At 61.4% G+C, this 13,074-nt stretch carries 11 protein-coding genes; 3 read left to right on the forward strand and 8 right to left on the reverse strand.

Features of this window, described 5'->3' with window-relative positions; all coding sequences use genetic code 11:
- The first annotated feature begins 317 nt into the window (after positions 1-317).
- The 3 genes from ileS to ET418_RS08210 all read left to right on the forward strand — a co-directional run bounded on the left by ileS (position 318) and on the right by ET418_RS08210 (position 4,601).
- Complete coding sequence (gene ileS, locus ET418_RS08200; RefSeq protein WP_149307110.1) at positions 318-3,092, forward strand: isoleucine--tRNA ligase; 2,775 nt, start codon at positions 318-320, stop codon at positions 3,090-3,092.
- Between the two features lie 2 nt (positions 3,093-3,094).
- A complete protein-coding gene (gene lspA / locus ET418_RS08205; protein ID WP_149307111.1) occupies positions 3,095-3,583 on the forward strand; it encodes a signal peptidase II in 489 nt (162 codons plus the stop codon).
- A 220-nt stretch (positions 3,584-3,803) separates the two neighbouring features.
- Positions 3,804-4,601, forward strand: coding sequence for a sulfite exporter TauE/SafE family protein (locus tag ET418_RS08210; RefSeq protein ID WP_149307112.1), 798 nt, complete (start codon positions 3,804-3,806; stop codon positions 4,599-4,601).
- 177 nt (positions 4,602-4,778) lie between these two features.
- Here ET418_RS08210 and ET418_RS08215 read toward each other — a convergent pair whose 3' ends face one another.
- The 8 genes from ET418_RS08215 to ET418_RS08250 form a co-directional block, all read right to left on the reverse strand.
- Complete coding sequence (locus tag ET418_RS08215) at positions 4,779-5,183, reverse strand: hypothetical protein (protein WP_149307113.1); 405 nt, start codon at positions 5,181-5,183, stop codon at positions 4,779-4,781.
- Positions 5,184-5,379: 196 nt separating this feature from the next.
- A complete protein-coding gene (locus ET418_RS08220; RefSeq protein ID WP_149307114.1) occupies positions 5,380-6,558 on the reverse strand; it encodes a vWA domain-containing protein in 1,179 nt (392 codons plus the stop codon).
- Between the two features lie 71 nt (positions 6,559-6,629).
- The gene (locus ET418_RS08225) at positions 6,630-7,889 is read right to left on the reverse strand and encodes an amidohydrolase family protein (protein ID WP_149307115.1); all 1,260 of its coding nucleotides are present in this window, start codon (positions 7,887-7,889) and stop codon (positions 6,630-6,632) included.
- A 321-nt stretch (positions 7,890-8,210) separates the two neighbouring features.
- Positions 8,211-8,606 (reverse strand): aspartate 1-decarboxylase, encoded by a 396-nt coding sequence (gene panD / locus ET418_RS08230; protein WP_149307116.1) that lies wholly within the window; start codon positions 8,604-8,606, stop codon positions 8,211-8,213.
- Between the two features lie 2 nt (positions 8,607-8,608).
- Positions 8,609-9,460, reverse strand: a complete 852-nt coding sequence (panC, locus tag ET418_RS08235) for a pantoate--beta-alanine ligase (protein ID WP_149307117.1) — start codon at positions 9,458-9,460, stop codon at positions 8,609-8,611.
- Between the two features lie 52 nt (positions 9,461-9,512).
- Positions 9,513-10,313 (reverse strand): 3-methyl-2-oxobutanoate hydroxymethyltransferase, encoded by an 801-nt coding sequence (gene panB, locus ET418_RS08240; RefSeq protein ID WP_149307118.1) that lies wholly within the window; start codon positions 10,311-10,313, stop codon positions 9,513-9,515.
- 295 nt (positions 10,314-10,608) lie between these two features.
- On the reverse strand, positions 10,609-12,597 hold the full coding sequence (locus tag ET418_RS08245; protein ID WP_149307119.1) for a methyl-accepting chemotaxis protein: 1,989 nt from the start codon (positions 12,595-12,597) through the stop codon (positions 10,609-10,611).
- A gap of 12 nt (positions 12,598-12,609) precedes the next feature.
- Complete coding sequence (locus ET418_RS08250; protein ID WP_149307120.1) at positions 12,610-12,987, reverse strand: PilZ domain-containing protein; 378 nt, start codon at positions 12,985-12,987, stop codon at positions 12,610-12,612.
- Positions 12,988-13,074: the final 87 nt, after the last annotated feature.

Below are 13,074 nucleotides of genomic sequence, written 5' to 3' on the forward strand. Positions count from 1 at the left end.
TACAGGGGTCCGGTTTTAGTTCAGGAAAAGGCTAAATATGCTAGCAGAGGGAGGCGGCAAATGCAAGGGGGAATCTGGTTCCCCAGACTTCAGCCCTGAATTCGGCGCCCCCCTCCGCATTGCGGGCCAGAAGGCGACCGCCCATGTTTTGCTCGATGGTGATGCTTGATTTTAACACCGATACCTTGCAATGACAACCGACGCATGGTATTTGCCATCTGCCCGGCAACCACAGGGCATTCCTTGACATTTCTCTGCTATCACGATACTTTTGTAAAATTTGCACAACCAGCAGAAGTCTGTGAGGAGACAGCACCATGGAATATAAAGACACACTCAATCTGCCCCAAACCGACTTTCCCATGAAGGCCAACCTGAACCAACGGGAGCCGGAAATCCTTAACAAGTGGGAAGCCGAGGGGTTGTATGCCCGCATGGAGGAAGACGGCAAGGACAAGCCGCTCTACATCCTGCACGACGGCCCCCCCTACGCCAACGGCCATATTCATATCGGCCACGCCCTGAACAAGATTCTCAAGGACGTGATCCTGAAAAGCAAACGCATGGAGGGCTTCCGCGCCCCCTACGTTCCGGGCTGGGACTGCCACGGCCTGCCGATCGAGCTGCAGGTGGAAAAGAACCTGGGATCGAAAAAACACGAGATCTCCAAGCTGGAGATGCGCCGTGAGTGCCGGAAATATGCGGAGAAATTCATCGCCATCCAGAGGGATGAGTTCAAGCGCCTGGGTGTGCTGGGGGACTGGGACACCCCCTACCTGACCATGAACTACGCATACGAAGGGCAGACCGCACGGGAGTTAGCCAAGTTCGCCAAGAGCGGTGGGTTGTACCGCGGCAAGAAACCGGTCCACTGGTGTTCCTCCTGCGTCACGGCCCTGGCCGAGGCAGAGGTGGAGTATGCCGACCACACCTCGCCGTCGATCTACGTCCGTTTTGCCCTGCGGGACGACGTTTCCGCCGCCGTCCCGGCCCTGGCCGGCAAGCAGGCCTACGTGGTGATCTGGACCACGACTCCTTGGACCATCCCGGCCAACCTGGCCGTGGCCCTGCACCCCGAATTCGACTACGTGGCCCTGGAGACGGAAAAAGGGGTTCTGATCGTGGCGGAAGGGCTCAAGGACAGCTTCCTCAAGGCCGTCGGCCTGACGGGGGAGGTCATCGCCACCTTCAAAGCGGCCGTCCTGGAGCGCAAGCGCTGCAAGCACCCCTTCTACGATCGGGATTCCATCGTCCTTCTGGGCGAGCATGTGACCCTTGAGGCCGGCACCGGCTGCGTTCACACCGCCCCCGGCCACGGCCAGGAGGACTACGAACTGGGCCTCAAGGAAGGGCTTGACATCTACAACCCGGTGGACAACCACGGCAAGTATATCCAGAACGTGGAGTTCTTCGGCGGCCAGTTCGTCTTTGCCGCCAACCCGGCCGTGATCGAGAAGCTGACCGAGGTCGGGGCGCTGCTCGGGCAGGCCGACATTGTCCATTCCTACCCCCACTGCTGGCGCTGCAAAAAGCCGATCATCTTCCGGGCCACCGAACAGTGGTTCATCTCCATGGAGGCCGATGACCTGCGCAAGAAATCGCTGGAGGCCGTCGACCAGGTGCAGTGGATTCCCAAATGGGGCAAGGAGCGCATCCACGGCATGATCGAAAACCGCCCGGACTGGTGCATCTCCCGCCAGCGCACCTGGGGTGTGCCGATCACCGCCTTTTCCTGCAAGGCCTGCGGCGAATACCTGGCCGATGGCGCCGTCATGGACCATGTGGCCGATCATTTCACACAGCACAGCGCCGATGTCTGGTTCGACTGGGAGGCCGCCCAATTGCTGCCTCCGGGGACGAAATGCCCCAAATGCGGGGCAACGGAATTCGAAAAGGAGATGGACATCCTGGACGTGTGGTTCGATTCGGGTGTCTCCCATGCCGCCGTGCTGGAACCCAACCCCAGGCTTGCCTCGCCGGCCGACATGTACCTGGAGGGGAGCGACCAGCACCGCGGCTGGTTCCACTCCTCGCTGCTGGAAAGCGTCGGCACCCGCGGCCGCGCCCCCTACAAGAATGTCCTCACCCACGGTTTCGTGGTGGACGGCTCCGGCCGCAAGATGAGCAAGTCGGTCGGCAACGTCGTGGCCCCGGAGGAGATCATCAAGAAGTACGGCGCCGAAATCCTGCGCCTGTGGGTGGCTGCCCAGGACTACCGCGACGATATCCGCATCTCCCAGGAGATCCTGAGCCGCCTGTCCGAGTCCTACCGCCGTATCCGCAACACCAGCAAGTACATCCTGGGGAACATCAACGACTTCGACCCGGCCCGGGACAGCGTGGCATACGCGAACATGCCGGAGATCGACCGTTGGGCCCTGCACCAGTTGGAACTGCTCAAGGAAAAGGTGCTGACCGCCTACGACGAGTATGAGTTTCACGTCCTCTACCATGCCGTGAACGGCTTCTGCACCGTGGAGATGAGTTCGTTCTACCTGGATATCCTCAAGGACCGGGTCTACACCAGCAAGAAGGACTCCCTGGAACGGCGCAGCGCCCAGACCGTCATGTACCGCATCCTGGATACCCTGCTGCGCCTGATCGCACCGGTACTCTCCTTCACCGCCGACGAGGCCTGGCAGTACCTGCCGGGCGAGCACGAGGGCAGCGTCCACTTGGCCGTATTCCCCACACTCCAGCCCGAGGTGAAGGACGACAAGCTGGTGGAACGCTGGGAGCGGATCATGAAGGTGCGGGCCGAGGTATCCAAGGCCCTGGAACAGGCCCGGGTGGCCAAAACCATCGGCCACTCCCTGGACGCCGGGGTAACCATCAGCGCCGAACCGGAACTGCTGACCTTCCTCCGGGAATACGCCGCAGAACTGGCTGCGATCTTCATCGTCTCCAAGGTCGCCCTGGTTGACACCATGGCTGGCGACAGCTATGCGGCTGAAACCCTCCCCGGCCTGCGGGTGCAGGTATCGGCCGCTCCGGGTGAGAAGTGCGACCGTTGCTGGTGCTACAGCGAGGAACTGGGACAGGATACGTCGCATCCAACCATATGTCCCAAATGCACCAAGGCGGTGGTCTAACGATGCGGCGCTGGACTATTTTCGGCAGTATCGCCATCGTCGGGCTGATCGTCGATCAGATCACCAAACTATACATCGACCGGAGCATGCAGATGTTCCAGTCGATCCCGGTGATCGACGGGCTGTTCAACATCACCTATGTGCGCAACAGGGGGGCCGCTTTCAGTTTTCTCTCCCACGCCTCCTGGCGGCTCCCCTTCTTCATCGCCATCTCGGCCATCGCCGCGGTGGTGATCGTGATCGCCTTCAACCGTCTGCGCAACGACCAGCAATTGGCCCAGGTCTCCCTGGCCATGATCTTCTCGGGCGCCGTGGGCAACCTCATCGACCGGGTCCGCCTGGGCGAGGTCATCGACTTCCTCGATGTGTACTGGAAAGCGCACCACTGGCCGGCCTTCAACGCCGCCGACTCGCTGATCTGCGTCGGCGTGGCCCTGCTGGCGCTGGACATGCTGCGGGAGGAACAACAGCAGAAACGGGTAAAAAACTAGTCCTGAATCCGTAATGCCGGAATACCCCAGTGTCAGGAAGAGTCGGGACCAGCCCGCCGCCCGGCCGCATCAAACAACCCACTTCGTCGGTCCTCCGTCGCCCTGGTGTTTATCTCCTCAAAGGCAAGGGCAGAGGCCTTTCGGATCAACGAAGGCATGGAGGCGTTACAGATTCAGGTTACTGTTATGGGACGTGGCGTCCCCGGTGGCGGGAGAAACAATGATAACATTTTGGCTTTCGTACCTTGCGCTGGGCGGCTTTGCCGGCATCCTGGCGGGGCTTTTGGGTGTGGGGGGCGGCTTGGTGATCGTGCCGATACTCACCTTCCTGTTCACGGCCCAGCAGTTGCCGGCCGCCTATATCCTGCACCTGGCGCTGGGCACGTCGCTGGCCACCATCATGTTCACCTCGGTCTCCAGCATGCGGGCCCATCATGGCCGCAAAGCGGTTGACTGGGGTGTCGTCCGGCGCATAACCCCCGGTATCCTGGCCGGGACCTTCCTCGGTTCCTGGCTGGCGTCACACCTCTCCACCGGCTTTCTCAAGGGTTTCTTCGTGGCGTTCCTGTACTACGTGGCGCTCCAGATGCTGTTGGACATCAAACCCAAGGCCCAGCGGCAACTCCCCGGCGTAGTCGGCACCTCCGGCGTCGGCAGCCTGATCGGCGGCGTCTCCAGCCTGGTCGGCATCGGCGGCGGCACCATGACCGTGCCGTTCCTCCTGTGGTGCAACGTCCCCATGCGCAACGCCATTGGGACCTCCGCCGCAGTCGGTTTTCCCATCGCCCTGGCCGGGGCGGTCGGCTATGCGGTCAACGGTCTGTCGGCCGTAGCACTGCCGAGCTACAGCATCGGCTTTGTCTACCTCCCGGCGCTGGCCGGGGTGGCATGCGCCAGCTTCGCCACGGCGCCCCTGGGCGCCAAGCTGGCCCACAGCCTGCCGATCCCAAAATTGAAGAAATTCTTCGCCCTGCTGCTGATCGCCATGGCCACCAAGATGCTGGTGAGCCTGCTCTGACAAGTTGTTGAAAAGCTCCGGTTGTTCAAAAATAGTCAGATCGTCGCACCCGCAGAATGTCCCGAGGAGGCGTAGCAGGCCTACTCCGCCGAAGCTGCTTTGGCTGCGAAGGCCAGGCGCTACGCCGCACGAAAGGGCGTTCGAGGATGGAGGCCTGATGGCTGTTTTTCAACAACCTCATAGATCCCCGGTCATCTCCTGCAACAGGTAAAGCTTGGGGTTCAGGCCGCTGACGCAGGCGATCACCTCTTTCAGCCGTTCCTCATCCAACCCGCACTCCTCATCGATCCCCTGGAAATAATCAAAGCCTTTCGGCAGACTGGTATAGCTGCCGGCGCGGAGCAGCGACACATCAACCATGTCGTTGATCCTCCCCTGGGCCTCCCAGGGGTCGCGGTAGTTAAACTGGCGCGCCAGCACATGCAGCCCCATGCCGTTGGAAAACGTTGCCTTAACCTCGAAGGAAAACTCCCGCGGGGCGCCATAGCTCTCGCTTCTCCCGGAGCGTACCAGCACCTCGGCCCCCGCCTCTTCCAGCAGGCTCCCGACCGATTCCGCGGTCATCGGTTTGAATTCGTCCATAGAAAATCCCTTCAAAAGAATCTTATTCCAAGTTGCAATCAAGATGGCACTCATATCAACCACCCCCAGCCCCTCCTTATCAAGGAGGGGAGTCTCTCGTCCCCCTCCTGATTCAGGAGGGGTTAGGGGTGGTTAGGTATGAGCTTGGATGCTTTTTAAAATTAATCTCCCCGAGTCTCTGTGCAGGTTGTTTATATTATACATCCAACCGCAGCTCCATCCCCCACGGTACCGGCCGTTCCCCTTCGCGGGTCAGCACCCACAGGGTGGGGAACGGCATCGTCTCAGGGGCAGGGCCGATGCCGTCGGTCAGGTAGATGATCGCGGCCGGCAGGGGGTGCATGCCCCGGGCGTACTCGAAGACCGGTCGCAAGTCGGTGAAGCCGCCACCGTCGTACCGCTGGGCCACGAACGACGAGCCGCTGAACGCCTCTACGCTCTGGATGCGGCTGTTGGCGTACAACACGGTGATGTGGGCGTCCCGTCCCCGGGCGATGTGCACCAACTCGCGGGCAAAGGCCTCGCGCAGCGCCACGATATTGGTGGAGTCGCTGACATCGATGCCCACCAGCAGGTTGAGCCGCCGCCGCTTGCGAATACCGGGAGTCCCCGTGCCGAAACGGCGATGCTCCCGCATCCAGGTGCTCTTCCGCCCCACCCGCCCGGCCGTGGCGACAAACTGCCGCAGCAGTTGGCGCCAGGGGATGGGCGATGGCCGCAACAGCCCCTCCACCACCGCCCGGATATCTCCCGGCGCCTCGCCGTCGCTCCCCCGCAGGCTATCTCGCGTGATGCTCCGCACCATCTCCTCGCCCAGGGGCAAGGGGGTGCTATCGGCGTCGCTCCAGATCTCGTGATCGTCCAGGGTCGCCCCGTCCTGCACAGCGGCCCGCCCCTGCCCGGCAGCCCCCCGGTCATCCTGCTCGCTATCGCCATAGCCGCTGCCGTCCAGGTTTCCGGTGTCGAAGGGGGGGACCAGCAGGGCATAATACTCCTCTGCCGCCAATCCCGCTTCCAGGCCGTACTGTTCCGGTACGAGCGCATCGTCCGGCAGCCCCTTGATGCCGGGGTTGATGGCCAGGTCGCAGGCCATATCCCAATCATGGTTGTTGCGTTGTTTGCGGCGCAGGGGATGGAGATGGAGGAGATGCTTGACCAGATGTTCCAGCAGGGCCTGCTGCCCCTCGCGGGACAGGGCGGCGAACAGCGGGGGATTCAGGGAGAGGGTCGGCACCCCGTCCCGGATGGTCACGCCGGCGGCGTGGTTGGACGAGGGCTGCTCCGCACGGCGCAGATTCAGGATAAAGTGGCCGTAGAACGGTTTATCCCGCAGCAGACGGACGATGGCTGTTTCAAGGGTGTTCATGGTTGGCATGATCGGTAGTGTGCCACAGGGGCTTGGAAAATTCAAAGTATTGCCTCAAGACGGGGCGGCGAGAGACACCCTCAGCCGCCGGAGCCCGCATACCGTTCCCCGCCCGCATAGACCTCCTGAACCGCACCCTCGCCCACAAGCCGTTCCAGCACTTTCTCCGTCTCTGCCCCACCGTTCCCCACGATCTGGAAATCGGCGCGCTTTCCCGGTTCCAGCGAACCGCAGGATGAGGCCATACCGAGGGCAGTAGCCCCCCCGACCGTAACCATGCGGAAGGCTTCGGCCGGGGACAGGTTGTTGCGGAACAGGTCCAGGGCGAAGCGCATCTCCTCCCAGAGGGAGAGAGAGTCGTTGCTGGCCAGGGAATCGGTGCCCAGGGCCAGCGGAATGCCGAGTTTTTTGAACAGATGCAGCGGGGCCTTTCCCACATCGAGGCGTTCGTTGCTGCGCGGGCAGAGCACGATGGAGCAGCCGCGCTCTTTGAGGGTCTCCCCGTCCGATGGGGTGACGTGGACGCAGTGGATGGCCATGGTGGTGGGGGTCAGCAGGCCGAAGCGGTCCAGGAGTTCGGTGGAGCTGCAATGGCGGGGCGGCATCAACAGTTCCTCCCACCCCACGAAGGGATAGAACTGCTCCGCTAGGGGACCGGCGGTGTCGAAGATGAAGTCGGCCTCCTCCCGGGATTCGGAGATGTGGATCGCCAGGGGGAGGAATCGGGATACGGCGGTCTCGCGGATCTGCGCCAGGTTCACCTCGCCGATGGTATAGGGGCTGTGGGGCGACAGACCGGCAGCGAACCGGTCGTTGCTCTCCGCACAGGCGGCAAGCGCCTTGTCCAGCATGCCGCGGAATCGGTCCGGGTCGTGGCCGAGCAGTTCGAAGAAGAGACGCCCCCCAAGGGGAGATGTCTGGTAGCGCGGCGCCAGGGCGGGGTTGGTGACGATCTCCCCCACGGCTGTGGTGCCGGACTCCAGGCACATGCGCACCCCTTCCCGCAACGAGGCGAGGATATCCTCGTCCTTGAGGCCGCGCCTGATCTTGATCAACTGGATGATCCAGTCCACGAAGCGGCGCGGGTTGTACTCCACATGGGTACGCAGCCGCCAGGAGGCGAAATGGGTCAGCTCCAGATGGGTGTGGGCGTTGACGAAGCCCGGGATGATGGTGCTGTCGGGGAATTCCACCACCGGAGCGGCATGGGCGCTCCGCAACTCGGCGAGCGTGCCGACGGCGGCCACCGTGCCATGGCGTACCAGGAGCGCCCCGCCGGCAACGGGGGGGGCGTCGGGATTGATCAGCCATGAGGCGGCGTAGATGGTGGATTCGGACATGTTCAACCCCCAGCGCGGTGTCCGCCGTGAAGACACATGATGCCTTCGGGCGGGAATCCGTCATGAAACGGGACGGCGGTGGTTAATTATACCCACTACCTTTTAAAAAAGAAACAGGCAGAAAACCGAAGTTTCCTGCCTGAATCCCGCTAATCCTATCCGATTACGTTTAACAGGCTATTGAAAAACTCAGGTTGTTCAAAAATAGTCAGATCGTCGCACCCGCTAGACAAGCCCTGAGGAGGCGTAGCAGCGCTACGCCGCACGAAAGGGCTTTTGAGGACGGCGGCGAGATGGCTGTTTTTCAACAACCTCTTAACGTTAGTGCACGCACTTCAGTTTGGACTGCCCCGCATCTTCCTTGCGGGTCGGCAGCATGCGGTTCTGCTCGTCCACGAAGACCAGTTTCGGCTCGTGGGTGATGGCCGCCTCGTTGTCCATGTTGACGAAGCTGGCGATGATGACCAGATCCTTGGGGGCCACCAGACGTGCGGCGGCACCGTTGAGGCAGATGACGCCGGAGCCGCGCTCGCCTTCGATGGCATAGGTCTCCAGGCGGCTGCCGTTGGTCACGTCCCACACCGCAACCTTTTCGTAGGAAACGATATCGGCCGCATCCATCAGGTCGCGGTCGATGGTGACGCTCCCCTCGTAATGGAGGTCGGCTCCGGTGACGGTGGCACGATGGATCTTGCTCTTCAACATGATTCTCTGCATGGTTACTGCTCCTCTCCCACTATGGTGTTATCGATCAGTCGCGTCTGTCCCAGTTTGACCGCCAGCGCCACCAACGTGCCGCTGTCCACGGTCTGCGACGGTTCCAGCGTGGCGCCGTCGCGCACTTCCAGATAGTCTATTGCGGCCAGCGGCTCTTGGGCGATAACGGCCAGGGCCTCGTTTTTCAGGGTCGCTGCGGAGCGCTCCCCGGCGGCGTACCGCTCCCGGACCCGCACCAGAGCGCGGGAGAGACAGAGGGCAGCCTGCCGCTCCACAGGCGACAGGTAGCTGTTCCGCGAGCTCAGGGCCAGGCCGTCCGCCTCCCTGACGATCGGCATGCCGATCACCTGCACCGGCAGGTTCAGGTCGGCCGCCATGCGCCGAATGACGGCCAGTTGCTGGTAATCCTTGCGCCCAAACAGGGCCACGTCCGGCTGGACGATGTTGAACAGCTTGGTCACCACCGTGGCCACGCCGTCGAAATGTCCCGGACGGCTGGCGCCGCACAACGGTTGGGAAAGTTCCCGCACCGCCACCCCGGTCTGAAACCCGGACGGGTACATGCCGGTGCTGTCGGGGGTAAAGACGATGTCCACGCCGCATCCCTCCGCGGTGCGAAAGTCCCGCTCCCGGTCATGGGGATAGCTGTCCAGGTCCTCGTTTTGGCCGAACTGGATCGGGTTGACGAAGATGGAGAGGACCAGGATATCACCCCGTGTGCGCCCCTCCCTGAGCAGCGAGGCATGCCCCTCGTGCAGGTATCCCATGGTGGGAACGAAGGCGATGGTCTTGCCCTGGCGCTTGAGGCCCAGGGCGGTTTGCTGCATTTCCTCTATGGCAGAAATGATCTTCATGGATTTCCTGATTTCCTCGATTTTACTTCCCCCTTTTTAAAGGGGATGGATTTCAATTGAACGAATGCTCGGCGGTCGGGAACTCCCCGGCCCGGACCTCATCCACGTAAGTTTTGACCGCCTCGGTGATGATTGGTGTCAGCTCGGCGTAGCGTTTGACGAATTTGGGGGAATACTTTTCGCACAGCCCCAGGATGTCGTGGATCACCAGCACCTGGCCATCGCAATCCGGCCCCGCGCCGATGCCGATGGTGGGGATGGAGAGTTCGGCCGTGATGCGGGCCGCCAGCGGGGCCGGTATTCCTTCCAGGACCACCGAGAATGCGCCTGCCTCCTGGACCGCCCGGGCATCATCCATGATCCGCTCGGCTTGGTCCTTGCGCCCCTGCACCTTGTAGCCCCCCATGCGGTGGATCGACTGGGGAGTCAGGCCGATGTGGGCCATGACCGGGATGTCGATGGCGGACACCGCCCGGATAACGGAGGCCATATTCACGCCCCCCTCGATCTTCACCGCCTCGGCGCCCCCCTCCTTGATCATCCGGCCGCAGTTGCGGCAGGCATCCTCGATGCCGGCCTGGTACGACATGAACGGCATATCGGCCACCACCAGGGCCCTGGGGTCGGCACGCCGGACCGACTTCGTATGGTACAGCATCTCATCCATAGTGACCGGCAGGGTCGTGTCGTGACCGGCCACCACGACGCCGGCCGAATCCCCCACCAGGATCATATCCACGCCCCCCTGGTCCACGAGGCGGGCAAAGGGGAAATCGTAGGCGGTCAACATGGTGATGCGCCGCCCTTCCTGCTTCATCAGGAAGATGTCCGGTATGGTCATTTTCTTCTGCATAGCATCTCTCCGTCCCCCAGAAACAAAAAACGCGCCGGAAAGGCGCGATATCGTTCAGTGCACAAGCCATGCTTTGCACTGTCGGGTATTCCCTTCCGTCCCGGTTCGTTGCCGAATCCTGGCGGTATATGATCCTGCTCTCCGGTCCCGTGGTTGATCGACCCCCTGCTTGGGTAGCCGTCATGAAAACCGAACATCTATTTATACCAAAAGGCCTATAAAAGGGCTACAAAAAAAATCCCTTGTTTGTCTGGTCGCTGAAAATCCCCAAGGGAGACCGCATCTCACCAGGCTTTCAGGCGTTCTGGCTCCTCATGGACTCCAACTCCTTGATCACCTCTGCGCTCTGGTCGCGGCGGGTTTCCATGTTGTCGAACATCTCCTTCACCATGCCGCCGACCGACTCGACGATCCGGCTGATGCGGAGACCGTCTTCCACCTGATGGGAGGTGGAATCCACCATCTCGTGGGCCATCTCCTTGATGGTTTCGATGGAGCGGGCGATACTCCTGGTGGCCTTGGACTGGTCGGTGGAAGCGGCAAAGATCTGGGTGGTCATGGCACTGATGTCTTCCATGGACTTTGCCACCAGGTGAACGCTCATGGCCTGCTCTTCCGTGGCCTGCTTGATCTGCTGGGTCATGTCCATGGAGCAGACGGAGCGGTCGAAAATGGCCTTGAGGGTTTCACCCGTGGAATTGCCCAGCTCGACGCCGCGCTGCACCAGGCCTTTGGTGGCGGTGATATTGCTGGCGGCGGTCTTGGACTCGGTCATGATCTGTTCGATGATGGAAGTGATCTCGCTGGTGGAATGACCGGTCTGGAGCGAAAGGGTTCGGATCTCCTCGGCCACCACACCGAAGCTCTTACCGTATTCGCCCGCCTGGGCGGCAATGATCGAGGCGTTCAGGGCCAGAAGGTTGGTGCGCTTGGTGATATCGTTAATCACATTAACGATATTCTCGATCCGGTTGCTGTTCTCGGACAGCCGGGTGATGGCCTCGTAGGAGAGCACGACCGAGGTCTGAATCTCGGCCAGGGAATCGATCGTCTCGGCAACCACGGCGCGACTCTCGTCCGCATTGGACTTTACCTGGCTGGAGACCTCGTGGGAGATGGCGGCGCTTTGCTCCACGCTGCTGATGGTGTTGCTGATCTGTTCCATGGCCGATGCGGATTGCAGCACGATGCCGGTCAGGTGATCCAGGTTGCGGGTAACCTGTTCGATGGTTACGGAGATTTCACTGACGGCGGTGCTGGTTTCATCCACCGAGGCCATGACCCCCTCGGCGGCCGAGGCGATAACAGCCGATCCGTCGGCAACCGACTCGACGCTTTCCTCCAGGTTCCTGACGTTCTTGAAATGCTGCTCCCGACTGCTCAGCAGGAAGGCAAAGGAGTTGTCCATCTCCGACGTCAGGGTGTCGATGGAGGCCAGGAGATTGATACGGGTGATGGCCGATGCCACCTGATCGGCGAAGAGCATGATCGTATCCACGTCGGAATCGTTCAAGGAACGGCGGCTGGATTTGTTGTCGATGCCGAAGACGCCGACCGCCTCGCCCTTGACCACGATGGGGCAGAGGATGAAGCTCCGGGAGCGAAGCGGCTCCAGGCTGTTGTAGGGGGCTTGCAGGTGGTACTCTTCGGGATAGCGGGAGATGTCGTCCACCAGGAAGACCTTTCTCTCGGCCAGACACTTGTGGACCACGCCGATCCTCCCGTCGAGGGGCAGCGTCACGCCGGCGGCGTCGAAATCATCCGTGCCGGCGGTCGTGACGAAACGGAGCTCCGTACCATTCTGGACCATGAGGATGTTGACCCGCTCATAGCCCAGTACCTCGTGAAGCCCCGCGGCGCACAGCCGCAGAATTTCATCCAGGTCGAGGGACATCTGCAGCTTGCTGCTGATCTGGTGGAAGTTTTTGATGTTGTTGTCCAGAACCTTGTAACGGTTCTCGAATATCTCCTTCTGGGAGGCGACCTCCCTGTGGAGGGCATCCAACTCCGTGGCCCGCTCGCGCAGTTCGTCGTCGTTCTGGCCGATCAGGTAGCCCAGGCCGGCCAGGACGATGGCGGTCCCGAGTCCCATGTAGTTGTACATGGCAAGGTGTTCGGCCGAGGCGAAGATATCGGCGGAAATCTGCCCCAACAGCGGCTTCCCGCTATCGTAAAAGAAGAGCGTGCGGATGATGATCCAGCCGATAGGGGCGCTGCTGCCGAGCAGGAAACCGGACAGCGCCAATGCCTTGGAGCGCTTTTTCGCGATGAGTTCTTTACGCACGATGGTTGTCTCTCACTTTTCCGTGGCAAACTTTTCGTCGATGGAGTGGTAAATCTCCTCCATTGCCTTTTCGGCATCGTCGCTGTTATAGGCAATGATATTCTTGAGGTGGGTATAGGAATCCAGATCTATCTTCTCGAAGGAGAACGCGATGCCGTTCTCGGCCTCCCGGCTTACCTTGCCGCTGAAGCCGACAAACAGTTCGGGGGACGTTCCCGTCAGGACGATGGTGATCTCCACCGGTTCGCCTTCCGGCAAACGCTCCTCGGTGATGAGCAGCATGCCGCTCATGCTGAGGTTCTCCACATTGCCGTAAAACTGACGATCCGCCGTCTTGACGGTTGCATTAACCCGGAAGGGGACGCGGGAAAACTTTCTCGTACTACTCATGGGAGTGTCTCCTGAATTCGTGCCGGCGCAGCCGGTGCATCCACAGCCACCGACCGCACCCGGCATGTCGTTGCGCCGAACAATTCT

The sequence above is a fragment of the Oryzomonas rubra genome (assembly GCF_008369015.1).
Lineage (GTDB): Bacteria > Desulfobacterota > Desulfuromonadia > Geobacterales > Pseudopelobacteraceae > Oryzomonas > Oryzomonas japonica.

Coding starts and splice junctions, on each gene's coding strand:
- ileS (WP_149307110.1), top strand. CDS start 318: ATGGAATATAAAGACACACTCAATCTGCCCCAAACCGACTTTCCCATG.
- ET418_RS08215 (WP_149307113.1), bottom strand. CDS start 5,183: ATGGACGAATTCAAACCGATGACCGCGGAATCGGTCGGGAGCCTGCTG.
- ET418_RS08220 (WP_149307114.1), bottom strand. CDS start 6,558: ATGCCAACCATGAACACCCTTGAAACAGCCATCGTCCGTCTGCTGCGG.
- panC (WP_149307117.1), bottom strand. CDS start 9,460: ATGAAGATCATTTCTGCCATAGAGGAAATGCAGCAAACCGCCCTGGGC.
- ET418_RS08250 (WP_149307120.1), bottom strand. CDS start 12,987: ATGAGTAGTACGAGAAAGTTTTCCCGCGTCCCCTTCCGGGTTAATGCA.
- panB (WP_149307118.1), bottom strand. CDS start 10,313: ATGCAGAAGAAAATGACCATACCGGACATCTTCCTGATGAAGCAGGAA.
- ET418_RS08225 (WP_149307115.1), bottom strand. CDS start 7,889: ATGTCCGAATCCACCATCTACGCCGCCTCATGGCTGATCAATCCCGAC.
- ET418_RS08210 (WP_149307112.1), top strand. CDS start 3,804: ATGATAACATTTTGGCTTTCGTACCTTGCGCTGGGCGGCTTTGCCGGC.
- lspA (WP_149307111.1), top strand. CDS start 3,095: ATGCGGCGCTGGACTATTTTCGGCAGTATCGCCATCGTCGGGCTGATC.
- panD (WP_149307116.1), bottom strand. CDS start 8,606: ATGCAGAGAATCATGTTGAAGAGCAAGATCCATCGTGCCACCGTCACC.